The sequence below is a fragment of the Streptomyces sp. LUP47B genome, from assembly GCF_001746295.1.
Classification (GTDB): Bacteria; Actinomycetota; Actinomycetes; order Streptomycetales; family Streptomycetaceae; genus Streptomyces.
The window spans coordinates 40,069-65,266 of sequence record NZ_MJAH01000018.1 but is presented as its reverse complement, the minus strand read 5'-3'; the positions used below and the strand labels follow the sequence as shown (position 1 = coordinate 65,266).

Sequence of the window (25,198 nt, the reverse complement as noted above, 5' to 3'; positions counted from 1 at the left end):
GATTACGATTCTCGTCACCGGAAGGGAGATTCTTGTGCGCCTGGGATTCATCGGTGCCGGACGCGTGGGGCTGCCGATGGTGCAGCCCCTCACGGCGACCGGGCACGAGGTGAGGGCACTGGGGCGCACGCCTGCGGAGCGCAGCCGCATCGCCCGGGCCGCACCCGGAGTCCCAAGCGGCATCCGAGAGGCCGCCGAGAACTCCGAAGCGGTCCTGGCGTGCGTGTTCAGTGACGATCAGGTCCGCGAAGTGTGCCTCGCGACGCCCCTGCTCGACGCCCTGGCGCCGACGCGGTCGTCGTGCACACCGCGGGCAGTCCCGCCACGGTCGAGGCGATCGCCGCCCAAGGTGCCAGGGTGGTGGACCCCCCTGAGCGGCAGCACGCACGACATCGCGGCGGGATGCCGCACGCTCTTCTCCGGCGGCGCGGACGGCACCGTAGGCCACGCACTGCCCGCGCTGGAGGCATACACGGATCCGGTGCTTCACGTGGGTCCGCTCGACAACGCGCTGTCCGCTGCCCAGTTGGGCCCGCTCGCCGAGACCGTACGGCTCGGGGTGGACTAAACGGCACTGGCGTTCGGCAACGATCCGGGCCTGTTGGACGTGGCCATCCGTACGACTCACAGCAAGCAGTCACTACGACACCAAAGGGACACCGCTCATGGGACGTGTTGAGGGCAAGGTCGCGTTCATCACCGGAGCGGCCCGCGGCCAGGGCCGCAGCCACGCCGTGCGGCTCGCCGAAGAGGGCGCCGACATCATCGCGGTGGACCTGTGCCGCGACTACGAGACCGTCGGCTACAAGATGGCCGCGCCCGACGACCTCAAGGAGACCGTGCGCCTGGTCGAGGCGCAGGGCCGCCGGGTCGTCGCGCTCCAGTCGGACGTGCGCAGCATGGCCGACATGCGCGAGGCCGTGCAGCGCGGGGTGGCCGAGTTGGGCGGACTCGACATCGTGGTCGCCCAGGCCGGTATCGCGCCGCTGCGCGGGGAGCCGAAGCTCCAAGCCTGGTGCGACGCCGTCGACGTCGACCTCATCGGCACGATCAACGCCATCCAGGCCGCCCTGCCCCAGCTGCGCGAGGGCGCCTCCGTCATCGCCACCGGCTCGACCGCGGCCCTGATGGACCACGGCATCGTCGCCGAGCCGGGATCGAATCCGGGCGGCGCCGGCTACGCGTTCGCCAAGCGGGCGCTGTCGGAGTACATCCACGAACTCGCCCGCAACCTGGCCCCCTTGAAGCAGCGGGCCAATGTGGTCCACCCGACGAACTGCGACACTCCGATGCTGCAGAGCGAGCCCATGTACCGCTCGTTCCGCCCGGATCTGGAGAACCCCACGCGGGCGGACGCCGAGCCCTCCTTCGCGGTGCAGCAGGCGATGCCCGTCCCGTACGTGGAGCCGCTCGACATCAGCAACGCGGTGCTGTTCCTCGCCTCCGACGAGGCGCGCTACATCACCGGCACGCAGCTGCGCGTGGACGCCGGCGGCTACCTCAAGTGGCACGACTGGCGCCGCTGAACCCCCGGGCCCGCCCCGCACCCGTACGACTCCCATGTACCCGTACGAAAGGAGAGAGGCCGTGAAGGTGCGCGTGGATCCCGAGCGCTGCCAGGGCCACACCCTGTGCGCCATGGTCGCGCCCAAGGTGTTCCGGCTCGATGAGGTGGACGGCCACTCGTCGGCCGTCCACGAGGACGTACCGGCCGACCAGGAGGAGCCGGCGAGCGAGGCCGCGCACTCCTGCCCCGAGCGCGCCATCACGGTATGGGGAGACCGATGAGCGAGGAACGCGAGGAACGCAAGAAGCCCGTCTACGCCTTCGACCGCCACGCCCCGAGCTACCGCGAGCGGTTCGAGGCGATCACCGAGGAGATGCAGAGCCGCTGTCCGGTGGCCTGGTCCGACACCCACGGCGGGCACTGGGTGGTCAGCGGCAACAACGAACTGTTCGAGTTCGCACGGGCGGCCGAGTATCTCTCCAACGACCATGACGTCACGGGCGACGGCACCGGCTACCAGGGCATCAGCATTCCCGCCCCGACGCGCGCCCGGGGCTTTCGCGGCGGCTTCCTGGAGATGGACCCGCCCGAGCAGCGCCACTACCGCCAGGCCCTCAACCCGTACCTCTCCCCCGCCGCCGTCCAGCGCTGGATCCCCTTCCTCGACGAGGTGGTGCGCGCCTGCCTGGACGAGCAGATCGAGCAGGGCCGAATCGACCTGATCGACGACCTGGCCAACGTCGTGCCGGCGGTGCTCACGCTGGCCATGCTGGGCATTCCGCTCAAACACTGGACCATCTACAACGAGCCCGCCCACGCCGGCGTCTACACGCCGCCCGACTCCCCGGACATGCCGCGGGTCATCGAACTGCACATGGCGATGATGCGGGACATCGCGCAGCAGATCGCGTCCGTACGCGAGCAGCCGCGACCGGGCCTGATCGACGCCCTGGTGAAGGCGGAGATCAACGGCAAGAAGCCGGACGAGATGGAACTCATCGGGGTGGTCGCGCTGTTGATCGGCGGCGGCTTCGACACGACGACCGCACTGACCGCCCACGCGCTGGAGTGGCTGTCACAGAACCCGAAGGAACGCGAGCGGCTCAGCGCCGAGCGCGCGACGCTGCTCGACCCGGCGACCGAGGAATTCCTGCGCTTCTTCACACCGGCGGTCGGGGACGGCCGCACCGTCTCGCAGGACTGTGCGCTCGCGGGCACCGAGTTCAAGGAGAGCGACCGGGTGTGGCTGTCCTGGTCGATGGCCAACCGCGACCCGGCCCAGTTCCCCGACCCGCACCACATCGACCTGGCCCGCAAGCACAACCGGCACAACAGCTTCGGACTCGGGATCCACCGCTGCATCGGATCGAACGTGGCACGGACGGTGTTCAAGCGGATGCTGCTCGCCGTGCTCGACCGCATGCCCGACTACGTATGCGACCCGGACGGCACCGTGCACTACGAGACGATCGGGGTCATCAACGGGATGCGGCATCTGCCCGCCACCTTCGCACCGGGCGAGCGGCTCGGTCCGGGGCTCGACGAGACACTGGAACGGCTGCAGAAGGCGTGCGACGAGCAGCGGCTCGCGGAGCCGGTCACCGGACGCAATTCCCGTGCGGAACTGGGCGGTTGAGGACCGTGCCCGAGGAGAACGGCGCGGGCGTGCGTCCGCTGCCCTCACTCACCGACGACTCCGCGTTCTTCTGGACGTCCGGAGCGGACGGGCGGCTGCGCTTCCAGGAGTGCGGGGCGTGTGCCGCACTCGTCCATCCGCCTCAGCCGGTGTGCTCGTACTGCCGCAGTCATGACACCCGCGTCACGGCGGTCTCGGGGTACGGCACACTGGTCGGCTTCACCGTCAACCAGCGCTTCGGCCTGCCGGGCCTGCCCGCCCCGTACGTCGTGGCGCAGGTGGCGATCGAGGAGGACCCGCGGGTCCGTCTGACCACGAACGCGGTCCAGTGCGATCCGCAGGACCTGAGGCTCGGGATGCGGATGGAGGTCGTCTTCGAGCAGGTCGAGGATGTGTGGCTGCCGCTGTTCCGGCCCGTCCCGGAGCAGGGCGAGCCCACCGAACTGCCTGCCGACGAGACGGGCCCCGCCGAGATCGCCCGGCTCATCCGGCCTCCGGTCCGGACCGTGGGCAAGTTCGAGGAACAGGCGGCGCTCACCGGGGCCGGCGCCTCGCGGATCGGGCGCCGCCTCATGGTGCCGCCGCTGGCCCTGACCGTCGAGGCCTGCGAACAGGCGGTCGCGGACGCCGGGTTGACGTTCGACGACATCGACGGGCTCGCCACCTACCCTGGCGCCGGCCCGTTTGGCGGCTTCGGGGAGGGCGGGACGACAGCCCTCGAATCGGCGCTTCGGATCCGCCCCACCTGGCACAACGGCGGTGGTGAGACCTTCGGCCCGGGCGGTTCGCTGATCGCGGCGATGCTGGCGGTGGCGGGCGGGCTCGCCCGGCATGTGCTGTGTTTCCGTACGGTGTGGGAGGCCACGCACGGCGCACTCGTGCGCCAGGGCCGTCTCACGGCGGCGCTTCCCGCCAGGGTGGAGGGAACGGCCGCGTGGCGGATGCCGTTCGGTGCCACCTCCGCCGCGCACCTGCTCGCGCAGAACGCCCAGCGCCATATGCACCGTTACGGCACGACCCGGGAAACGCTCGGCTGGATCGCCCTCAACCAGCGCGCGAACGCCGCGCTCAACCCTGCGGCGGTGTACCGCGAACCGATGTCCATGGACGACTACCTCACCGCCCGTCCCGTCACCAGCCCGTTCGGTCTCTACGACTGCGACGTGCCGTGCGACGGCGCGGTCGCCGTCGTGGTCTCCGCCGTCGACGCGGCCCGCGAGCTACGCAAGCCGCCCGTCCTCGTCGAGGCGGTCGGTACGCAGATCGTCGAGCGCCTCGACTGGGACCAGTCCACCTCCACCCACGAGCCGCAGGTCCTGGGCCAGGCGGCCCATCTGTGGACCCGTACGGACCTGCGTCCCGAGGACGTCGACGTGGCGCTGCTCTACGACGGCTTCACCTTCAACTGCCTGTCCTGGATCGAGGCTCTCGGTTTCTGCGGCATCGGCGAGGCGAAGGATTTCCTCGACGGCGGCAAGAACATCGCCCGCGACGGGATCCTGCCGCTCAACACGCACGGCGGCCAGCTTTCGCACGGCCGCACCCACGGCATGGGCCTCGTCCACGAGGCGGTCACCCAGCTGCGCGGCGACGGCGGAGCACGGCAGATCGCGAACGCCCGGGTGGCCGTGGTGAGTTCGGGTGGCCTCACCCCCAGCGGCGTACTCCTGTTGAGGACGGACACGTGACCCCTTGCGACACCGAGTCCCCCGCGCAGCCTCACGGGGACGTCGTCGACGCCGACGGCATCCCCCTGTCGGCGCTGGTGTGCGAGGTGCCCCGGCCGCGTGCCGTGGTGCTCGCCCTGCACGGCGGCGGCACCACCGCGACGTACTTCGACTGCCCCGGCCGTCCCGACCTGTCCTTGCTGCGCCTGGGCGCCGCGCTCGGGTTCACGGTCATCGCGCTCGACCGGCCCGGATACGGAGCTTCGGAGGCGTACGCCGACAAGGTCCGCGATCCGGCGCTCCGCGTGGACCTGGGCTTCGCGGCCCTCGATGCGCTCCTCGCGCACCGGCCCGGCGGCGCCGGAGTCTTCCTGCTCGCACACTCGGCCGGCTGCGAACTGGCCATGCGGATGGCCGCGGACGAGCGCGGCCGTGACCTCATCGGCCTGGAGATCGCGGGTACCGGCCTCGAACACAACCGGTCCGCCATCGACACGCTCGACACGGCCGAGCGCGACGCCTACGGACGGCCTCTGCGCCCGCGCGGGTTGCGCGAGGTGCTGTGGGGTCCCAGCCGACTGTACGCCCCCGAGGTGTATGACGACGCGGCGATCGCGGGACCGTCTCCGCTGTACGAGGCGGAAGCGCGCCACTGGGTGGACGAGTTCCCTCAGCTGGCTGCCCTGGTCGGGGTGCCGGTCCAGGTGAGCCTCGGTGATCACGAGACGGTGTGGCGCTCGGGGCCCGCCGAACTCGACCGCCTCGCGGACCTGTTCACCGGTTCGCCTCGCGCCCGCGGGCACGAACAGACGGGTGCGGGCCACAACTTGAGCCTTGGGCTCACCGCTCGCGCCTACCACCTGCGGGTGTTGTCGTTCGCGGAGGAGTGCGCGGTGCTGCGCGAGTCGGAAGAAGGACGGCGATGACCGGGGCCGAGTCGACGGCGGTGCTGTTGCTGCGGGCGGTCCTCGGCGTGACGATGATCGTCCATGGCCTCAACCACTGGCGGGGCGGCGGGAGGATCGCCGGGACGGCCCGCTGGTTCACCGGGCTCGGGCTGCGGCACGGGCGGTTGCAGGCCTGGCTGAGCGTGGTCACCGAGGTGGGCGCAGGGGCCCTGCTCGTGCTCGGGTTGCTCACGCCGCTGGCCGGCGCGGCCGTGATCTCGGTGATGCTCGTCGCCGGGTTGCTCGCGCACCGCCGCAACGGCTTCTTCGTGTTCAAGGACGGATACGAGTATGTACTCGTGCTCGCCGTGGCCTGCGTGGCGCTGGCGATGCTCGGTCCCGGAGACGTGTCGCTGGACGCCGCGGCCGGGATCGACATCGACGGCTGGGCGGGCGGGGGGCTCGCGGCGGGGGTCGGAGCGGCGGGGACGGCGGGGCTGCTCGCGGCCTTCTGGCGGCCGGGCGCACAGCTGCCGGAGGCGACAGCCGGCGAGGCACCGAACGGGCCACGCGCCGAGACACCCCATGTGACTCCCGCCGAGACACCCGATACGCCGCCCGCCAAGTCCCCTGCAGCGAACCGGGTCGAGACACCGCAAGAGTCACCGGACGAAGGGCAGCAACCATCGTGACGCACGTCGGATTCATCGGTCTGGGCAGTCAGGGCGCCCCCATGGCCCGCCGCATCATCGACGCCGGTTATCCCACGACGTTGTGGGCGCGCCGCTCGGCGACGCTCGCACCGTTCGGGGACACCCCGGCGAAGAGGGCCGCATCGCCCGTCGAACTCGCCGCCGACTGCGACCTGGTGTGCGTGTGCGTCGTCGACGACGCCGACGTGGAGCACGTGGTCCTCGGCGAGCACGGGGTACTGGCCGGACTCCGCAAGGGCGGGGTGATCGCGGTGCACAGCACGGTGCATCCCGACACCTGCCGCCGCCTGGCGGAACAGGCGCGTACGCACGGTGTCGAGGTGATCGACGCACCGGTCAGCGGTGGCGGACCGGCCGCCGAGGCAGGCAGGCTCCTCGTCATGGTGGGCGGGCAGAATCCGACGTTCGCGTTCTGCCGCCCGGTGTTCGAGACGTTCGGCGATCCGGTGGTCCATGTCGGTCCGCTGGGTTCGGGACAGACGGCGAAACTGCTCAACAACGCACTGTTCACGGCGCACTTGGCCACGGCCGCCGACACGCTCGCGCTCGGGAACGAGCTGGGCCTGGACGCGGGTCGACTCGCGGAGGTGCTCGGCCATGGCAGCGGCGCGAGCTTCGCGCTGGGGCGGGTGGCCGCGGCGGGCGGCACCCTGACGGCGCTGGCGGGCCGCGCCGGCCCGTTGCTGCGCAAGGACGTCCGGCTCCTGGCACAGCTCGTCGGGCGAGTCGAAAGCGCCACGCTCACGGCCGCAGACGACGCCTTGGGCCGCATGGAACATCCTCGTTGACATCGAAAGACGGTACGTCATGCACGAAACCGAGGCCGACCGCGACGACGCCCGGACGGCCGCGTATCTCCGACTGCTCGCGGGCCGTACGCCGTTGCCGGCGGTCGGAACCGCGACGGGCATCATCTCGGGCAGCGGTCTCGAACTCCTCTCAACTGCGACGTCATCGTGGCGTCCACAGCCGCACGGCTTTCCTGTCCGCAGCTGCGCCAAGGCGTGATTCCCGTACAAGGCAGGGCCCTTCTGGGCGCACGGGTACCGATGTGTGATCGCCGAAGGCTCCGTCCACGGACTTGCCGCCGCCAAGGATCTCGTACGCCTCGCCGCCACCGCCCCTTCACCGGAGGCGGCCCGGCGCGAGGACCGGCGGGAGCGTGGAGCCGCTCCTGAGCGGAACCCCGATTCACGTCGGGACTCTGGAGTTCCATCCAGGCGGGTATTAGATTTCCTATTTAGAGAATTGCATTTTCATCGAGTACACGACGCAGGAGGCGGGATGCCTGTCCAGGGAAACGATCCAGGCGAGCCGGGCCGCGCACGGCGACGCCTGTTGATCGACGGACGACTCGTCGACACCAAGGAGCACTTCGAGAGCCTCAACCCGGCCACCGGCGCCATACTCGGCCATGCGCCCGACGCCACCCCCGCCGACGCCGAGGCCGCGATATCCGCCGCACACCGCGCGTTCCACACCACCGACTGGGCCACGGACCGGGACCTGCGCATCCGCTGCCTCGACCAGCTGCACCAGGCTCTGCTCGACCAGGTGGAGGAACTGCGCGAGCTGACCATCGCCGAGGCCGGTGCCACGCGCATGCTTACCCATGGCGCTCAACTCGAGGACCCCATCGGCATCGTGCGCTACTACGCGGACCTGTTGCGCACCTACTCCTTCACCGAGGACCTGGGCGAGGTCGAAAAGCACGGTCAGCGCCACCACCGCTGGCTGGAGAAGGAGGCGGTGGGCGTGGTGGCGGCGATCCTGCCGTACAACTACCCCAACCAGCTGGCCCTCGCCAAGCTCGCCCCCGCCCTCGCGGCCGGCTGCACGATCGTCCTCAAGGCCGCGCCCGACACCCCGCTGATCACCCTGGCGCTCGGCGAGTTGATCGCCGAGCACACTGACATCCCGCCCGGCGTGGTCAACGTCCTGTCCTCGTCCCGCGCGGACGTCGGTGAGATACTCACCACGCACGCGGACGTCGACGCGGTCAGCTTCACCGGATCCACCGTGACCGGCCGCCGCATCATGGCCGCCGCGAGTGAGACGGTGAAGAAGGTCTTCCTCGAGCTCGGTGGCAAGTCCGCGATGGTGGTCCTGGACGACGCCGACTTTGCGGTGAGCGCCCAGTTCGCCGCGTACATGATCTGCGTGAACGCGGGCCAGGGCTGCGCGCTGACCTCCCGTCTCCTTGTTCCGCGCTCCCGCCACGACGAGATCGTCGAGCTGGTCGCGGCCCACTTCGCCCGTATCCGCCCCGGCGATCCGTCGCATCCGAAGACGTATCTGGGCCCGCTGATCAGCGCCAAACAGCGCGACAAGGTGGACGGCATGGTGCAGCGGGCCGTCGCCGACGGCGCGAAGCTCATCACCGGCGGCGAACGCGTCGACCCCGGCTTCTTCTACGCGCCGACGCTGCTCGCCGGGGTCGACCCGGACAGCGAGATCGCGCAGGAGGAGGTGTTCGGACCGGTGCTCGCCGTCATCCCGTACGACGACACACAGGGCGACGACGACGCCGTACGGATCGCGAACAACTCGGTGTACGGCCTGTCGGGCGCCGTGCACAGCCGCGATCAGGAGCGGGCGGTGCGAGTGGCGCGCCGCATCCGCAGCGGCACGTTCAGCATCAACGGCGGCAACTACTTCCACCCGGACGTGCCCTTCGGCGGCTACCGCCAGTCCGGCATCGGCCGCGAGAGCGGAGTGGCGGGCATGGAGGAGTTCCTGGAGACCAAGGCGTTCGGCGCGCCCGTGGTCGCGGGGGTGGACGCATGAGCGCCACAGGACCCCTGGAAGGGATCCGAGTCGTCGAGGTCGCCATGTACGGCTTCGTTCCGTCCGCGGGGGCGGTGCTCTCTGACTGGGGCGCCGACGTCGTCAAGGTCGAGCACGCGGTGACCGGCGATCCTCAGCGCGGACTGCGCCAGACCGGCGCGATGCGCGTCGAGGGCGACCCGAACCCGAACGTCGAGCACGCCAACCGCGGCAAGCGCAGCATCGGCCTCGACATCGCGCGCCCCGAGGGCATGGACGTCCTGCGCCAACTCATCGCACGGGCCGACGTGTTCCTCACCAGTCTGCTGCCCGCCGCCCGCCGCAAGCTCGGCATCGAGGTGGCCGACGTACGCGCGATCAATCCGGAGATCGTGTACGCGCGGGGCAGCGCACTGGGCCCGCGCGGCCCGGAGGCCGAGCGCGGCGGCTACGACATGACGGCGTTCTGGGCCCGCGCGTCCACTGCGGCGAGCATCACCCCGGCCGGCATGGAAGGCATCGTGTCCGCGCCGGTGCCCGCGTACGGGGACACCATCTCGGGCACGAACCTGGCCGGCGGCATCGCGGCGGCGCTGCTCAAGCGTGAGCGAACGGGCGAACCCTCGGTCGTGGACGTGTCGTTGCTCGGCAGCGGGGTGTGGGCGATGGGCCACGGCATCGCACTGTCCCTGCACCTGAAGCAGGCATGGGAGATGGCACCGCCAGGCGTGCACAGCTCACCGGTCAACCCGCTGACCGGCCTGTACCGCACGGCCGACGACCGCTACCTGTCCCTGGTGATGCTGCAGCCCGCGAAGTACTGGGCCGAGATGTGCCGCCATGTCGACCGTCCCGAGCTGGCCGACGATCCGCGCTTCGCCACGTCCCAGGCCATCGCCGAGCACACGGCCGAGGCCGTGGCACTCCTGCGAGAGGTCATCGCGACGCGCACCCTGGCCGAGTGGTCCGAACGGTTCGCCACCCTGACCGGGCCCTGGGCGCCGGTCCAGGACTCACTCCAGGTCGGCGACGACGCACAAGTACGGGCGAACGAGTACCTCGTACAGGCCGGCGAGCTGCAACTCGCGGCAAATCCCGTGCAGTTCGACGTCGCGGCCCCCGCACTGCGCCCGGCCCCGGAGTTCGCCGCACAGACGGAGGAGATCCTGCTCGAACTGGGCCTGGACTGGGAGCGGATCGCCGCGCTCAAGGAGGCTTCGGCGGTCACGTGAGACCGCGCAGGGGCTCACCCTCCCGTTCCCGGAGGACTCTGTCGTGCCCTCATCTGCGCTGTCCGCTGCCGAACCAAGACGGCCGCACCGAGCCGGTGAACATCTACCGGTAGCGGACTGCACGAGTACGACCGAATCGACGGAGCCGGCCGCATCCTGTCCGGGGACGGTGAGTGGCCATTGGAGGTGACGGACAGCCATGTGGTTCTTTGACGCCGTCGCCTCCGGCTTCCAGCGCCCGAGCGACCCCGGGCGGGTGCAGCTGTTCCGGATTGCCTTCGGCGTGGTCTGCACCCTGCGCTGTGCGCGGGCGGAGCAACGGTTCGCCCTCGTCGGGCCCACCGCCTCGCCGGTGTGTACCGGCCCGCGTCGCTGCTCCGTACGTGCGCCGCCCTCGCACTGGCGGCCAGGCTCCTCCCCCAACCTTCGCTGTTGCTGGTGCTGGCCGGGGGCCGCCATGGAGCTGCTCTACCTCAAGAGTCCCAACTCGGTACGGTACACACTGCTCACCGGCAGCTTCCTCCTGATTGCCGGTGACCTCGGGCAGGGCCTCACGATTGAACACGCGCCGAGCACCGCCAACACCTTGTTGTGAACCAGGGCTCCGATACCCAGGCGAGTGACAAGTGCCTCCCGCCGTGGGGGCGCAGCGCGGACAGCAAGCGTGTCCGGTATGGGAGCGGCCGAGGTGCCCTCGCCTCGCTGGGCGAAGACTTCCGCCCCACTCAACACGCTCGGTTGCTCTTCTGTTCAAGGGTCAGTTCGGCGACCAGCCCGACGATCTGTGCGGGGCTGCGTACGGGGTGGGACACCAGTTGCTCTCTCACCTGACGGTGACGTCGACCGGTTCGCATCCCGGCGCGGTGGCGGTGAGGCGATCCCTCCCGGTCCGATCAGTCGCAGGACAGTCAGGGCACAGCCCGTGATAGGGGTGCCAGCGCGGACGAAGGGACGAGGCAGTCGGGACGGCCTTGTCCGCTCAGTAGGTGTAAAGACGGACGCGGACGATCCCGGTGGAGGCGAGCGGGAGAGGGATCGGGAAGAAGGCCGGCTGGGAAGCGTCAAGGCTGTGCAGCCGCACTGAGGCGCCCGACGAGGTCTCATCGCCCCCCAGTCGGCGGGTGACGGTCCATCGGCCGTCGAAGTCCAGTTCCTCGACGGACAGGGTGCCGACCCTGGCGTCCTGCGCTGCCGCGAAGCTCGTCGTGAAACCGCGGCCCACCAGGAGGAACTGGTCCCGCTCCTCCTGCAGGACCAGCCCGTAGGCGGGGCCGCCGGACTGCCTGAACGGACCTGGGGCGTCGAAGGCCAGGGTGTACGGGTCGGCCGAGTGCTGCGTAGTGGGGCGCTCGTGGTCGAGCATGAATCCCGTGACTCTCCTCGCTCCGGCGCGGGTGCGGTCGGTCGCCGCGGTCAGCAGGCGGTAGGCGTCGGCGAGGGCCACGCCGTCCGGGGTGTCGCCAGGCAGGGAGTCGACGCCGAACGGGGCGACACCGAGCGCGCCGTACTCACCGATTGCCGTGAACATCAGGCCGATGCCCGCCGGGCTGCGGCGCATTTCGGGAATGAAGAGCCGACCGGTCGCCTGGGTGTAGTCGCGGCAGATCGCGTTGGTGTCGCCGAAGTAGATGTCCGGGGCCAGGAAGTCGAGTGTGGGGGCGGCAGTCTGCCAGATCGGGGCGACGCGTGGGAGCGGTCCGCCGCTGGGGTAAGTGCCGGGCTGCCGGCCGCCGGCGAGGGCGACGGTGCCGGCCGTCTCGGGCGCGGTGCCCTGCGCGGGTTGCTCGCGGCTCAGGCCTGTGGGCAGGTCAAGTTCCAGTGGGGCGTCGAGCCAGGCGTTGACGTACAGCGGCACGTCGTTGGCCTTCCGCCCGGCGGAGGCGACGTGCTCGATGTAGGCGGCGTAGGCGTGGGCCATGAACGCCTCGTCGGTGTTGGGCCCCTGGCCGAGCAGCTCGGGCCAGCTCCCCTCGCGGCGGGATCCCGCCGCGAGCCAGTCCTGGTGCACCGGCAGGTGCTCAGAGCGTGCGATGGCTTCGACGACGGCAGGCGGGACCGTGGAGTGGAATGCCTTCTCGGCCAGCGGGCTGCGATCGCGGGAGTCGCCGAGGAGTCCCACCTCATTCTCCACCTGGACCATTACCGCGGTCTGTTGCCGGTCGACGTCCCGCAGGTGGTCCATGAGTGCGTGGAAGGCGCGGGCATCGGCATCGCGTGACTCGGCGGCGAACGGTGACAGGTGTTCGATCCGGCCGCTCGTCGCAGTGTGGGCCCGGGGGAAGCGGTCGGTGTCCTGCTTGACCCATGCCGGGACGTACGAGGACATGGCGTTCTTCCACGATCCGAACCACAGCGGCACCAGCTTCAGGCCGCGCTCACGGGCCGCGGTGATCATGCTGTCGAGCAGGGCGGTGTCGAAGGTTCCCTCCGACGGCTCCCACAGGTCCCAGGCCACGGGCGCGAGGACCGTGTTCGCGCCCAGAGCGCTGACCTTGTCGAAGGCCGTGCTTATGGCTTGCGGGGTACTGGAGCTGGAGTTGTGTACTTCGGCGCCGAGGAGAACGAAGGGAGCACCGTCGATGAGCAGGTCCAGCCCTTCCAGTCGCACTCGGTTGGGCCGTCCTGGGATAGCTGCAGTCATGGTCTTTCTCTCAGTCGCTGGACTCGGAGCGGGGCATCGGGGTCGGCCATGAGGTGCTCGCTCATGTGGCTCTGACAGTGGTCTGGGCCACGTCGCAGCCCGGCGCCGTAGCGGTGATCCGGATCTCCCCGACGCCGGTGGGGCGTATGACGGCGATCGCGCGCCCCTGGTAGGTGCGGCGGTCCTTGGCGTCGAAGCGCTCTTCGGTGCAGGGATCCGCGCTGCCGAACGCCAGCAGGGTGCCGGCGCCGGTGACTTCGAGGTTCACCATCCGGTCGGCGGCAGCATGCAGGGTGCCGTCCGCGTCGGTCAGGGTGAGGGTGACGTAGACGAGGTCGTCGCCGTGCGCGGTGGCCGTCGGCCGGTCGGCCTCGGCGCGCAACTGGACCGGACCGGTGGCGGATCGCAACGAGATGCGGCCGGCCGGTTCGCCGCCGCGGTAGGCGATGGCTTCCAGTTCGCCCGGCTGGTAGGTGGTCTCGAAGGCGGTGCGGAAGCGGTGCCCCTCACCCACCGGCTGCCGACCCAGGGAGCGGCCGTTGACCAAGAGTTCGACTTCGTCGGCGTCGCTGTAGACCTCGACGGTGACCGGCGCGTCCTCGAAGCCGGGCCAGGTCCAGCCGGCGACGGTGTCGCTCCAGGCCCACGGGGTGGCCGCGAACGTCTTTCCGTGGTGCTGCGGTTGCTGAACGGCCAGGTAGGGCTGGTCGCGCAGGCCGAAGACGATCTCGCGGTAGTAGGACGCGGGGCGGCGATGCCCCGTGATGTCGATGTCGCCGCAGCCCGCCACCAGGTACGGATAGGGCGCCATGAAGGCAGGGCGCGGGGTCTCGGCGGTGAGGTACTGCGGGCGGCCGATGCCGACCTCGCCCAGATAGTCCCAGCCTGTCCAGGTGAAGTCGCCGATGACGTGGGCGTGCTCCTTGACCAGCTTCCAGTTGCCGTCGATGCGGGTGGGGAACGTCTCGGTACCGACGATGACCCGGTTCGGGAACAGCTCCCGGTCGAGCGCGTAGCGGCTCTCGGCGTAGTTCATGCCGGCCACGTCCAGGACGCCGAAGGACTCGGCCGTGCGCTGGGTGACCAGCTCGGAGGAGCTGATCGCGTTCATCGCCGCTCCCGGGTCGGCCATCAGGGTGTTGATGCCCTCGCCCTCATCGACCCGCTGCCCTGCCTGTTGCCGCATGGCGGCCAGGTCGGACATGACGGCCAGCATCCCGTTGATTCCGTTGGTCACGTAGCGGGTGCTGTCGAGAGAGCGGACCTTCTCTGCGAGTGCGCGTCCTTGTGCGGCGCCGACGGGAGATCCGGTCTCGGGGATCTCGTTGCCAATGGAGTACATGATCACGCTGGGGTGATTGACGTCCTTGGCGACCATGGCCTCGATGTCGCGCTCCCACCATTCGGGGAAGTTCAGGCTGTAGTCGAAGTCGCTCTTGGCCGAGGTCCACATGTCGAAGGCCTCGTCCACGACCAGCATGCCCAGGCGGTCGCAGGAGTCCAGCATTGCCTTGCTCGCCGGGTGGTGGGACATCCGGATGGCGTTGAATCCGGCGTCCTTGAGGAGGCGTACCCGGCGCTCCTCCGCGCGAGCGAAGGTCGCCGCACCGAGGGGGCCGTTGTCGTGGTGGATGCACGCCCCGCGCAGTTTCACGCTCTCACCGTTGATCCTCAGCCCTCGGCGGGGGTCCAGCCGCAGCGAGCGGATGCCGAAGGTGACGGACTCGGCGTCCACCTGGCCGTCTGCGTCCTTGAGGGTCACCGCGGCGGTGTACAGGTCCGGGGCGTCCGGGCTCCACAGTGACGGGTTGGGTACGTAGAGGCGCTGACGCGCCGTCGCGGGTTCGCCCGGTAGCACGGTGATCCTGGTGGCGTCGGTGGCCACCACAGTCCCGTCCGCGTCGCGGACCGCGGTGACCAGGTCGAGCGTCCGGATGGCTATCGAGTCGTTCTCGACCCGGGTGGTGACCTCCGCCACCGCCAGCTCCGCCTCGATCTCGGGGGTGGTCACCTGGACGCCCTCGGGGGCGATCCGGGCCAGGGGGCCCACCAGCATCCAGGTGTCCCGGTAGATTCCCGCACCGGTGTACCAGCGGGAGTCGTGGTGGCTGCGGGCCACCACGCGGATCTCGTTGTCCTCGCCGAAGCGCAGGAACCGGTCGGCATCGATGTGGAACTGGGAGTAGCCGTACGGGCGTTGCCCGGCGTAGTCGCCGTTGATGTGCACCGTGGCGTCGCGGTAGACGCCCTCGAACTCGAACAGGATCCGTTTGCCCAGGAGTTCCTCGGGGACGTGAAACGTCTTGCGGTACTCGAAGGTCCCTCCGGGGAAGTAGGCGCCCGCGCCACCCTCGGCTCCGGTCGACTCGACCGGGACGACCCGTTCCTGCCCGATCATCGCGTCGTGCGGCACGGTCACCGGCTGGAACGGGACGGATATCCCGGACAGTTCGGCGAACGGGTTCACCTTGGGGCGGGCCTGCCAGTTGTCGTTGAATGCGGAGCGGAGCACGGGATCCTCTTTGTTCGGCAATCGTCGGGCGAATGGTGCGGCCGGGCCGGCTTCGAGGCACCGGAGCCGGCCCGGGGACTTCGGGTCAGGCGACTGCCTGACCCGCGTCGACCTCGTCGATCCGCTTAGCCCTCGGGACCAGCAGAGCGAGCGCGGCCCCCACCAGGCAGACGCCGCAGATCAGCCAGTAGCCGTGGGTGAAGCCGGAGTCGCGGTAGAACTGGGCGCTGGCCGCGTAGTTGCTCGCGGTGGTGTGGGACAGAGGCCGTGCTGTCGAGCTCAGTCGGCCGTGTAGGCGCTCTGCGGCTCCCGCACCAGCGGCTGCTGCGGGTGTACCGGGTCGTCCAGCGGGCCTTCCCAATCCGGCCTCCCGTCGGCCCGCGCTGCTTACAGTCAGAGAATGGAGACGAGAATGGTGTGGCGGCAGTGGCTGGCCCGTCATGACCGGGTCAGGGACGCGCTCCCGGCGGTGCCGCTGATCGTGATCGCTATGGCGACGACCGCGGTCGGCAACTCCGCATGGCACGAGCCCCATTGGGACGAAGTGGTGTGGTCGGCCCTGTCCTGCGTCCCCCTGGTCGTCCGGAGCCGCTGGCCGCTGCAGGTCGCCCTTTTCACGTTGGCCGGCGACCTCACACTCATGTCCGTCGTCTCGCACACCTCCCCGACCCCGGCCGCGTGCCTTGTCGCCCTGTACACGCTCGCCCTACTCGGCGACCGGCGCACCGCGTGGATCGTCGGCTTCGTCGCGGCCGTGGCGATCGCCGGTGTCTACTCCGCCACCCACGCGGACTCCGTGGTGGGGGGAGCCGGCCTGGTGCGGTTCGACTTCGTGCTCGGCGCCACCGTGCTGGGCCGCACCGTCCGTAGCCGCCGCGACAACCTCGCGGCGGCCAGGGCGCGCGCGGAGCGCGCCGAGCACACCCGGGAGGAGGAGGCCCGGCGTCGGGTCACCGAGGAACGCGTACGCATCGCGCGCGATCTGCACGATATCGTCGCCCACCACATCACCCTGGTCAACGCCCAGGCAGGAGTGGCCCACCACCTCATGCGCGCAAACCCCGAGCAGGCGTACCAGGCGCTGGCCCACATCAAAGACAACAGCCGCGCCGCTTTGGATGAACTGCGCGCGACAGTGGGGCTGTTGCGACAGCCCGACGACACACCCGGATCCCGGGCCCCCGTTCCCCGCCTGGACGATCTCGAGAATCTCGCCGATGGATTCCGTGCGAGCGGGCTCGACGTGAGGGTGACCCGTACCGGCATCCCCTCGTCGGTGGCACCCTCCACCGAGCTCACGGCCTACCGCATCGTCCAGGAAGCCCTCACCAACACCCACAAACACGCGTCCGCGACCCGGGCCGCCGTGATATTGGACTACGGTGCGCACGGCCTTCGGGTCACCGTGACGGACGACGGACGTCCGGGCGTGCCCAAAGGGGCGGGCACCGGCCATGGGCTGATCGGTATGCACGAGCGGGCCGCCGCCGTGGGCGGTACCGTCTCTGCCGGCCAGCGCCCCGAGGGCGGCTTCCAGGTCGTCGCCGAACTGCCGATCTCGCCCCGCAGCCGTCTGACACACGCGTGAGGAAAAGCCGCACATGACCATTCGAGTCCTGCTCGCCGACGACCAGGCTTTGCTCCGCGGCACTTTCCGGCTGCTCATCGACGCGCAGCCGGACATGGAGGTCGTCGCGGAGGCCTCCAACGGCCGGGAAGCGGCGCAGCTGGCCCGGTCCGAGCGCGCCGACGTGGTGGTGATGGACATCCGGATGCCGGAGGTCGACGGTATCGAGGCCACCCGGCTGATCGGTCAGGACGAGGACATGGCCGGAGTCAAGGTCCTCGTCCTGACCACCTTCGAGGAGGACGAGTTCGTCATCGAGGCGCTCCGGGCCGGCGCGAGCGGCTTCCTGGGCAAGGGGGTCGAGCCGGCTCAGCTTCTCGATGCCATCCGCCTTGTCGCAGCCGACGAGGCGTTGCTCTCCCCCACAGCCACCAAGGGCCTCATCGCCCGCGTCCTCGCCCAGCCCTCCCCCAGCGACCTCGTCGACCCCCGCAGGCTGGCCACGCTGACTCCCCGGGAACGCGAGGTGATGGCCCTGGTGGCCACCGGCCAGTCCAACGACGACATCGCCGAACGCCTCTTCGTCACCCCGGTCACCGTCAAGACCCACGCCAACCGGGCCATGGCCAAACTGGGTGCACGCGACCGCGCCCAACTCGTCGTCATCGCGTACGAGACCGGCCTGGTCCGCGCCGGAGAACCGCAAGACTGAGACGGGCCGTCCGCCCTCGGCACGGGTGGGCCTGCTCCGAGCGCCGACAGATCGCGGGACATGTGCCCGTCCTTGGCCGTTACGGCCGCCCCGCTGTGCTGCAGCGAGCGCCGCGTCTGCCTTCACCGCGACCTACTTCTTCCTGCACGGTCGCGTAGACCCCGCTCCTTCATGAGCGCGACTTCCTCCTCGGTCCGCAGGCTCTTGCCCAGCCACGGTGCGGGGCCGTCTGCGTTGCAGAAGTCGTGGAACAGCACGGTGACCACGTAGTCCAGGTCCTCGAACTCCTCCGACCGCAGCCAGACATCGCGCTGTCACGACGGACTCGCAAGGGCGAGAACCGCCGGCACAACATGAAGTCGGAAGACCAGGAACTCAATGCCGTGATCCGTCAAGACTCGAATCCACTGACAGGGCGAGAGACACCCACTGACCAGTGCGCTGTTCACGGAACTGCGGACAGAGGTGTTTGTCTTCTTCCGGTGGTCGGCCTGGCTATGTCGGTGAGTAGGGGCTCTGGTCCACTTCGTGTGGTCGCGTACGCAGGGTGACTGTTGGCCTTCGCCTGATGGTGGTTGAGTTCGCCCGAAAATCGCTGGGCTGGATGGTGGTGTGGTCGACAGTCCTTCGCCGTGAACACAGTGCGACCGCGGCTGGATGAGCTGCTGTTCTCCTCGGTGGAGGGCGTGTTGGTGGAATCGGTTGAGGTGACCGACACGCTCCGGACCATCATCGAGGTCGCGATGGGCCACGGCCTCGACGAGCGCTCCGGCTTTGTCGTCAGGGTCGATGCCCATACAACCGCAGGGTGGGCACCCTGCCCGGGAGAGGGACCGGACAGCTCACCGTGCCGGACCGGTAGGATCGTGCGCCGCCGACGAGCGCGGTCGCCATGCCCGTCCCACCGTTCGCGGGCTGCACCGCGACGTGTTCCCCGACCGGGGTGCGGATCCACTCGTACCCGGATGCCGGCAGGTGTGATCCGGCTGAGACGTCGTCAGGCCCCGTTTATGTTGGCCTCGGTGTGCCGGCTTTCGAGGCCGCCGTTCAGGGACCGCGCGAGTTCTGGCATCGGACGGTTTGGACGTCGTGTGGTCGTGTGGTCGTGTGGTGCTTTTTGGTCAGGGGGTGGGGTTGGAGTAGAAGGCGTTGATCTCGGCCAGGACGCGGTCGGGTGCTTCGTGGAGGAGGAAGTGTCCGGCCCCGGGGACGGCGGCGGAGGTGGCGTGGGGGGCGGCGTCCTGGAGGGGCGGCAGGAACGCGTCGGCGAGGCCGGCCTGGGTGATCAGGTGGACCGGGATGGTCAGCGGGGTGTCCTGGAGTTTGGTGTTGTCGGCCTCGTCCTGGGTCAGGGTTCGGTAGAGCCCGAAGCCGGCGTACAGGACCTGGGGGCGGGAGTACACCCGGACGAACTCGGCGAGTTCGTCGTCGGAGACGTTCTCGCCGGCGGTCTTCACACTCTGGAAGAAGTAGGTGAGGAAGGTTTCGACCCGGCCGGTGACCAGTTCCTCGGCGAGCGGATTCTGCAGGAAGAAGGAGAAGTGCCAGAACATCGATTCGAGGGTGGCGAACTTCAGGTTCTTGCCGACGAGGGCGGCGTCCATGAGGAACAGGCCCGCCACCTGGTCGCGGTACTGGGCGGCCAGTGAGTAGGCGACGTTGAGGCCGTGGTCGTGGGCGACGACCTGTACGTTCTCGTGGTGGCCGAGGTGGTTGAGCAGCTTGTGGACGTAGGTGGCCAGGACCGTCTTGGTCATGGAGGGCGGGTTTCCGGTCGAGTCGCCCATGCCCGGCAGGTCGATGGCGATGACGGTGCGGCCGGGCAGCAGCGAGGGCATGATCGGGCGGTACTCGTACCAGCTCTGCGGCCAGCCGTGCAGCAGCACCATGACCTGCGGGCCGTCGCCGCCGATGACGTAGTGCATCTGCACGTCGTCGATGGTGGTGAAGCCGTGCCGGAAGAGCTTGTTGAACTCGGCGTCGTCCTTGGTCGCCGTGTCGTAGCCGGGGCTGAGCGGCTCCTCCGACCCGACGGCTGCGGCGGTGGTGGTGAAAGCGTTCATGGCGGTGTTACGTCCTTTTTTAGGGGTCCTTGCAGGAAGATCGTGTTGTGGCACGGTGGAGATGTACGTAATCCCGTGTTTTCTGGGGGGGTGTGACCAGCCGCGGCGGAAGCCGTGGGAGGTCGGTGACGGGCTGCGGGCCGGGGTCCCTCTGCCTCGTGCAGGTGCCGGCTCAGCCGCAGCAGTCGCGGCCGGGGTGGCGGCCGCAGGCGTCTGTCTCCCCGCCGGCGGCCGGAACCCCCACGCTGGGTCGGTGTGCGGACCCGGGCAGGAGTTCCGGTTCCACCTCTTCCGCGATGCTCTCCACTCACCTCCAGTCGGCGATCGAGAAGCTGTCGCCCGCGGGCCGGACAACCGTGGCGGTCAGTTCCCTCACGCGGTCGGCAGGTGTCGGAACGCCCGGGGCCTGGAAGATCCATTCCATCGTCTTGTCCAAGCTCACGTCCGTGGGCACTTCCCCGAAGTAGGGCTTGCAGTAGACGGGCGTGCCTGGTTCGCTACGCCAGCTGTCGGCGAGCGTGCCGATGTCCACCGCGTCGTAGCCGAGGAGGTCGAGCAACTCCACGACCTCCGCCTTGGCGGCGGCGTCGTCGCCGGCGATCGGCATGGCACTGCGGTCCGGCGCACCCGAGGGGCGGGCCAGGCTGAACAGCTGGCTGACGACGATGTTGCTGGCCGCCTTGACCACACGGGAGTCGGCCAGGTGGCGCTGCACCAGCTCGCTGCTCGTCAGCTCGTTCGCGTCCAGCTCGGCGATGCGGCCGTCGCGCTCCGGGTAATAGTTCAGCGTGTCGATCACGATCTTGCCCGCCAGCGGCTGTGCCGGGATCTGCTCATAGGCGCTCAGCGGGATGGACACCACTACCAGGTCCCCGGCCTCGGCGGCCTCGGCGGGAGTGGCCGCCCGGGCGCGGGGGCCGAGCTCGGCGACGAGACCGGCGAGGGACTCGGGGCCGCGGGAGTTGCTCAGGACGACGTCCAGGCCTGCGGCGACAGCAAGGCGGGCCAAGGTGCCGCCGACGTTGCCACTGCCGATGAAGGCGAGTGTCTTGTTCATGGTGCTTTGTTCTCCAATGGGATGAGGAAATGCGGAACCGGCCACAGCCGCGAACCATAACCGGACCGGCTGGTCACTTTAACTACCGTACCACCTAACCGGACCGCTCGGTCATGTTGCGTAGAGTGGACCCATGAGCACTGAAGAAGAAGCCGTTGCAGCGCCGCCCGCGCGACGGATGAGAGCCGACGCGGTGCGGACGCGCAAGGCGCTGTTGAAGGCTGCCGCGGAGGTGTTCGCCGAGCACGGCGCGGAAGCGTCCATTGCACAGATCGCGGCACGGGCGGGGATCGGAAAGGGAACCGTCTTCCGGCACTTCCCCACCAAGGAGGACCTGTTCGCCGCGATCATCAGCGAGGCAATCGACGGGCTGGTGACAGTGGGCCGCCAGCAGGCCGAGCAGGCCGACGCCGACGCCGCCCTGCTGCAGTTCATGAGCGCGGGCGTCGATCTCTACGCAAACAACCGGGCGCTCGCGGAGGCAGTCCGTATGGTGTCGGATGTTCGGCACCCGGAGATACAGGCCGGACAGGAGCAGCTGATCGCAACAGCCGAGTCACTGGCGCGGCGGGCGCAACGCGACGGCTCACTCCGAGCGGACATAAACGGGCAGGACGTGATGCTGCTGATCTGCGGCGTCTACTACACCGCCGCACCCCTGCTGGCTGCCGATCCGACGGCCTGGCGGCGCTACCTGCAGCTCACCTTCGACGGCATGTGCGCCACCGACACCGGGCCCCTACCCCCGGCACTCGTCCACAACTCCTTGCTGCCGACGATCCGGTAGGGCGACGGCGATGCTCCCCAAGGCCGATCCTCACAGGACATCACCCACCGACGGGATATTGCACAGCTTCTTGAGGGACTTCAAATCTCGGCTCCGGCACAGATCTTGGGGAGCCGTCGCGGAGCGTTACCGCGATGTTCGAGTGAGACCGCGTACGCCTTGCCGTCGGAGGGTTGGAAGTGACGCTCCCTCAGGTGCCCCCTGGCCGCTGCTGTGGTCGGTTGTGGGCGGTGATGGTGCTGGTCGTGCAGACCGATGCACCGTCCTGGGACTCCCGGGTGTTCGAGGGGATCGGCGATGTGGATGTCGAGGCGGTTTCGACCGCGTTCGGCACGGTCGAGGTGGTGGCGACAGGCCGCGAGGCCGGGGCGGTGTGTCCGCTGCGAGCCGACGGAGGCTGACGTGCCGTGTCGCCCGAAAAAGTTTGTGCGGGCCGACACCGATGATCACCGTTGGCCGCATCCGTCCCGCATGCCGCCGATCACAGGCAACAACGAGCGCGCAACGGATCAACGGCTACTGAGGTTTTCGGCCTAGGGTGGCGGTGATGTCGCGGTCGGGCAGCCGCCGCCGGCGCACCAGTTGCCACCCGCTCCGGATCCGCGACAGGTGCGCGCAGCGCCGTGACCACGGTGTAGAGCAGCACGTCGTAGGCGTCGAGCCCGGTCAAAGCGTAGTGGCAGCCCTGGCGTTCCTCCCAGTCGAGCCGGATGCCGCCGCGGCCGCTGGTGCGGGTGACGTCCCAGGCGAGGAGACCCAGACCTCCATTACCAACGCCGTCTGCGACCTGCTGACCAAAATGCGGGTCGCACTCGCGCTCGTCGACGAGATCCACAACCAATACCCATCTCGCGGCGTTCCCCGAGATCGTGGTGCTGACGCACCTGATCCTGGGCCCGCCCACATCCGCCCTCGACCCCAAGGCGCTCTACCTGGCAACGACCGCCGTGCTGAGCCGACGATTCGCGCGGATCTACACCATCCGCGGTCGCCAGGACCCGCTCTGTCAGCGCTTCTGCCGAGCTCACACAGGCCGGAACCCGCCTGATCAACCTTCGGACTCGTGCCGGGCCCGCTGCCACGCTTCCTGAAAGTCACCAGAGCCGATCTCCATGGACGCATATTGCGGATCATGAAGGTCGAACGGCGGGTTGAACGGCCAGTCCTCGATGCCCGTCCTGACCGAACCACCGTCCGGACCGATCTCAACCTGCCGCAACCGCCGTCCGTCCGGGCCGAGTTCCATCAAGAAGACCTCTCCTTCATCGCCCTCCGGCCAGCGCAAGCACACACGCTCCCGTCCCACCAGGGCACCGAATCCCGGCTGGCCACGCTGGGCATCCCGCTGAGCGCGAAGGCTGGACAGCGGATTCGGATCCGGATCGTCAAGACAGACCTCCTCCAAGGTCCATGTCTCGGCACGGCTCACGGCATCCGGGTCCGAGACCACCTCAACCTCGGCGCAGGCACCGATGATCTCCTCGGCCGAGCCCGCCCACACCCACCACCGCAGACCCCCCATCCCATAGTCATGAAGGACCAGATAGCGCGTCCTACCGACCTCACCCTGTTGGTTCACAACCCGTGAGCCTACGTCGCGCGAGATCTGCTCCACACTCGTCCGAGCGGTCCCGCCGTGACTCGGCTCGCACCCACCCCGGATTCCACAGAAGCCAGCTGCACTGAAAACTCCGACCTGAGTGTTCTCATCCGACCTGGCAACCCCGCAGCTCAGCACAAGATCCATAAGCAGGCTCAAGGCAACAGGACAGCCGCAGCACCTCCTACCTTGTCTGGGGCCACGCCTCCCTAGCCGTCTCGCTCTCCGCGCGCGGACCATGGGTGAGCTAACCTGCCTGCATGCGCGGACAGTTCACCGGCTGGCCGGAGCAGGCCATGGACGTGTTGTGGCAGCTCCAGGGCGAACCGACCCACGCGACCCGCGAGCGCTACCGCGCGGACCGCGAACGCCTGGTCCGACAGCCGATGATCGCCCTGCTCAACGAGGTCGCGGACGCCGACTCCCGGTACCAGGACTTCTCCGTCTGGCACTACCGCACCAACTCCTGGTGGTGGCAGCACCAGGGCGCGGTGATCCGACTCGGCCGCAAGATCGAGATCAATCTCCGGTTCTCCCTGGACGGCCTGCGGATCCAGGGCGCCTGGTGGTACCCCGATCCCGGCCAGGTGGACACGTTCCGCAAAGCCGTGGCCTCCGAGAGGAGCGGCCGCGAACTGTCCGCCATCGTCGAGGACGTACGGAACAAGGGCTACGACATCTCCGGGGACGTGATGAAACGCCCCCCGCGCGGCTACCCGACCAACCACTCCCGTACGAACCTTCTGCGCCACCGGTCGCTGATCGCCGCCCGCCCTCTCGGCTGCGAGGAGTGGCTTCACACCCCTGAGGCGGTCGACCGGGTCCTCTCGGCCGCCGCCGACCTGGACGCCCTGCTGATGTGGCTGGTCCGCCACGTGAAGCGCGCCGCCTGACGTCACGAGGGCGCCGCGTGGCACTGCGGAGCGCCTGGACATCGAGCGCGCCCATATACGCCCACCAGGCCCGTGAAGGCCGGTCGAACTGAGCGACGGACCGCAGGAATTGCCGCTGCTGCTCGAACGAGGCCGGGGCCACGGAAGTTGTGGCAGCGGTGACCTCCAGCAGCCACCGCACGGGGTGGGGGTTGGGAGTCGACGTCATGGTGCGGACCGTAGCGGCCGACACTGACAACGGGGAGCACCGAGGCGAACTCCCGGCAGGTGGCTCGATCTCGGCTCTAGGCAACGAACTTCGTCCGAGTCGCCTGTAAGAAGCAGCAGCCAGGCGGACAAGAAGAGGACATGCCCCGTTTAGAGGAGTGCCCGTGCAGAATCCGCAGGCGTTCAGCGTGCTGTATGCGAACCACTATGGCTCTGTACTGCAGTACGCGTATCGGCGCGTAGGTGCGGATGATGCACCGGACATCACCGCGGAGGTCTTCGCCGTCGCGTGGCGGCGGATGGATGACATCCCACCCAAGGTGCTGCCTTGGCTGTATGGGGTGGCTCGAAGAATCGTGGCCAACCATCTGCGGTCCTCGGAGCGAGCGGATCGTCTCATGGCTCGACATGCCGGCGAGGCCTCTCGGACGCCGATGGTCCGAGACGTCGGGGACCAGGTGGCGGAGGCGAACGCGGTCCAGCGGGCGTGGTCTCGGCTGAGCGCAGACGATCGTGAACTTCTGGCGCTGATCGGCTGGGAGCGGTTAGGCGTGGGGGATGCTGCCCGCGTACTTGGCTGCAGCGCTGCCGTGTGCTCCGTTCGGCTGCACCGGGCGCGGCGTCGTCTTCAGAGCCAGCTGTCACGAGAAGAGGTCACGGATCGGGGCCTTCATGGCGAGATGAAACCGGAGGTCAGAACATGAGGCTGACTGCGCAGATTCGACGGACGATGGCACCGGCTGATCCTGCG

At 69.2% G+C, this 25,198-nt stretch carries 25 protein-coding genes; 18 read left to right on the top strand and 7 right to left on the bottom strand.

The genetic code is table 11. From position 1 onward, the window contains the following. The first annotated feature begins 34 nt into the window (after positions 1-34). From BFN33_RS39985 to BFN33_RS39930, 12 genes are all read left to right on the top strand, one after another. Complete coding sequence (locus BFN33_RS39985) at positions 35-568, top strand: NAD(P)-binding domain-containing protein (protein ID WP_069765121.1); 534 nt, start codon at positions 35-37, stop codon at positions 566-568. A gap of 97 nt (positions 569-665) precedes the next feature. Continuing rightward, entirely contained in the window at positions 666-1,526 is an 861-nt protein-coding gene (locus BFN33_RS39980; protein WP_069765120.1) for a mycofactocin-coupled SDR family oxidoreductase, read from the top strand. A gap of 61 nt (positions 1,527-1,587) precedes the next feature. Further along, positions 1,588-1,788 (top strand): ferredoxin, encoded by a 201-nt coding sequence (locus BFN33_RS39975; RefSeq protein WP_069765119.1) that lies wholly within the window; start codon positions 1,588-1,590, stop codon positions 1,786-1,788. Then, positions 1,785-3,143, top strand: coding sequence for a cytochrome P450 (locus BFN33_RS39970; RefSeq protein ID WP_069765118.1), 1,359 nt, complete (start codon positions 1,785-1,787; stop codon positions 3,141-3,143). Before BFN33_RS39975 ends, BFN33_RS39970 begins: the two co-directional genes overlap by 4 nt. Positions 3,144-3,148: 5 nt before the next feature. After that, positions 3,149-4,831 carry an OB-fold domain-containing protein gene (locus BFN33_RS39965; protein WP_069765117.1) on the top strand — a complete coding sequence of 561 codons (1,683 nt, stop codon included), beginning with the start codon at positions 3,149-3,151 and terminating at the stop codon, positions 4,829-4,831. Further along, entirely contained in the window at positions 4,828-5,736 is a 909-nt protein-coding gene (locus BFN33_RS39960) for an alpha/beta hydrolase (RefSeq protein WP_069765116.1), read from the top strand. The genes BFN33_RS39965 and BFN33_RS39960 overlap by 4 nt, the downstream gene beginning before the upstream one ends. Next, on the top strand, positions 5,733-6,389 hold the full coding sequence (locus tag BFN33_RS39955; RefSeq protein WP_079141273.1) for a DoxX family protein: 657 nt from the start codon (positions 5,733-5,735) through the stop codon (positions 6,387-6,389). Before BFN33_RS39960 ends, BFN33_RS39955 begins: the two co-directional genes overlap by 4 nt. Next, entirely contained in the window at positions 6,386-7,198 is an 813-nt protein-coding gene (locus tag BFN33_RS39950) for an NAD(P)-dependent oxidoreductase (protein WP_176742594.1), read from the top strand. The genes BFN33_RS39955 and BFN33_RS39950 overlap by 4 nt, the downstream gene beginning before the upstream one ends. Positions 7,199-7,217: 19 nt before the next feature. Beyond that, complete coding sequence (locus BFN33_RS39945; protein ID WP_069765115.1) at positions 7,218-7,418, top strand: hypothetical protein; 201 nt, start codon at positions 7,218-7,220, stop codon at positions 7,416-7,418. 276 nt (positions 7,419-7,694) lie between these two features. After that, positions 7,695-9,197 (top strand): aldehyde dehydrogenase family protein, encoded by a 1,503-nt coding sequence (locus BFN33_RS39940; protein WP_069765114.1) that lies wholly within the window; start codon positions 7,695-7,697, stop codon positions 9,195-9,197. After that, the gene (locus BFN33_RS39935; RefSeq protein ID WP_079141272.1) at positions 9,194-10,408 is read left to right on the top strand and encodes a CaiB/BaiF CoA-transferase family protein; all 1,215 of its coding nucleotides are present in this window, start codon (positions 9,194-9,196) and stop codon (positions 10,406-10,408) included. Before BFN33_RS39940 ends, BFN33_RS39935 begins: the two co-directional genes overlap by 4 nt. Before the next feature lie 199 nt (positions 10,409-10,607). Continuing rightward, positions 10,608-11,003: a hypothetical protein gene (locus BFN33_RS39930; protein ID WP_069765112.1), complete on the top strand. Its 396-nt coding sequence runs from the start codon at positions 10,608-10,610 to the stop codon at positions 11,001-11,003. Between the two features lie 384 nt (positions 11,004-11,387). On the opposite strand, the gene BFN33_RS39925 is transcribed toward BFN33_RS39930, so the two are convergent. From BFN33_RS39925 to BFN33_RS52825, 3 genes are all read right to left on the bottom strand, one after another. After that, a complete protein-coding gene (locus BFN33_RS39925) occupies positions 11,388-13,049 on the bottom strand; it encodes a DUF5597 domain-containing protein (protein WP_079141271.1) in 1,662 nt (553 codons plus the stop codon). 61 nt (positions 13,050-13,110) lie between these two features. Further along, on the bottom strand, positions 13,111-15,561 hold the full coding sequence (locus tag BFN33_RS39920) for a glycoside hydrolase family 2 TIM barrel-domain containing protein (protein ID WP_069765110.1): 2,451 nt from the start codon (positions 15,559-15,561) through the stop codon (positions 13,111-13,113). 85 nt (positions 15,562-15,646) lie between these two features. Continuing rightward, positions 15,647-15,922: a hypothetical protein gene (locus BFN33_RS52825; protein ID WP_141758043.1), complete on the bottom strand. Its 276-nt coding sequence runs from the start codon at positions 15,920-15,922 to the stop codon at positions 15,647-15,649. A 39-nt stretch (positions 15,923-15,961) separates the two neighbouring features. Between BFN33_RS52825 and BFN33_RS39915 the strand changes: the two genes are divergently transcribed. After that, the gene (locus BFN33_RS39915; protein ID WP_069765109.1) at positions 15,962-17,149 is read left to right on the top strand and encodes a sensor histidine kinase; all 1,188 of its coding nucleotides are present in this window, start codon (positions 15,962-15,964) and stop codon (positions 17,147-17,149) included. A 13-nt stretch (positions 17,150-17,162) separates the two neighbouring features. Then, positions 17,163-17,840: a response regulator transcription factor gene (locus BFN33_RS39910; RefSeq protein ID WP_069765108.1), complete on the top strand. Its 678-nt coding sequence runs from the start codon at positions 17,163-17,165 to the stop codon at positions 17,838-17,840. 1,121 nt (positions 17,841-18,961) lie between these two features. On the opposite strand, the gene BFN33_RS39905 is transcribed toward BFN33_RS39910, so the two are convergent. Both BFN33_RS39905 and BFN33_RS39900 read right to left on the bottom strand, forming a co-directional pair. After that, the gene (locus tag BFN33_RS39905; protein ID WP_069765107.1) at positions 18,962-19,903 is read right to left on the bottom strand and encodes an alpha/beta fold hydrolase; all 942 of its coding nucleotides are present in this window, start codon (positions 19,901-19,903) and stop codon (positions 18,962-18,964) included. A gap of 307 nt (positions 19,904-20,210) precedes the next feature. Beyond that, complete coding sequence (locus BFN33_RS39900; RefSeq protein WP_069765106.1) at positions 20,211-20,960, bottom strand: NADPH-dependent F420 reductase; 750 nt, start codon at positions 20,958-20,960, stop codon at positions 20,211-20,213. A gap of 133 nt (positions 20,961-21,093) precedes the next feature. Between BFN33_RS39900 and BFN33_RS39895 the strand changes: the two genes are divergently transcribed. Next, entirely contained in the window at positions 21,094-21,747 is a 654-nt protein-coding gene (locus BFN33_RS39895) for a TetR/AcrR family transcriptional regulator (protein WP_069765105.1), read from the top strand. A gap of 245 nt (positions 21,748-21,992) precedes the next feature. Beyond that, complete coding sequence (locus BFN33_RS53465) at positions 21,993-22,148, top strand: hypothetical protein (RefSeq protein WP_176742593.1); 156 nt, start codon at positions 21,993-21,995, stop codon at positions 22,146-22,148. An 80-nt stretch (positions 22,149-22,228) separates the two neighbouring features. On the opposite strand, the gene BFN33_RS52820 is transcribed toward BFN33_RS53465, so the two are convergent. Continuing rightward, on the bottom strand, positions 22,229-22,582 hold the full coding sequence (locus BFN33_RS52820; protein ID WP_141758042.1) for a hypothetical protein: 354 nt from the start codon (positions 22,580-22,582) through the stop codon (positions 22,229-22,231). A 213-nt stretch (positions 22,583-22,795) separates the two neighbouring features. Next, positions 22,796-23,326: a hypothetical protein gene (locus BFN33_RS39890; RefSeq protein ID WP_256123000.1), complete on the bottom strand. Its 531-nt coding sequence runs from the start codon at positions 23,324-23,326 to the stop codon at positions 22,796-22,798. Positions 23,327-23,607: 281 nt separating this feature from the next. Between BFN33_RS39890 and BFN33_RS39885 the strand changes: the two genes are divergently transcribed. Both BFN33_RS39885 and BFN33_RS39880 read left to right on the top strand, forming a co-directional pair. Beyond that, on the top strand, positions 23,608-24,240 hold the full coding sequence (locus BFN33_RS39885) for a DUF2461 family protein (protein WP_256122999.1): 633 nt from the start codon (positions 23,608-23,610) through the stop codon (positions 24,238-24,240). Between the two features lie 371 nt (positions 24,241-24,611). Beyond that, positions 24,612-25,151, top strand: a complete 540-nt coding sequence (locus tag BFN33_RS39880) for an RNA polymerase sigma factor (RefSeq protein ID WP_069765103.1) — start codon at positions 24,612-24,614, stop codon at positions 25,149-25,151. Positions 25,152-25,198: the final 47 nt, after the last annotated feature.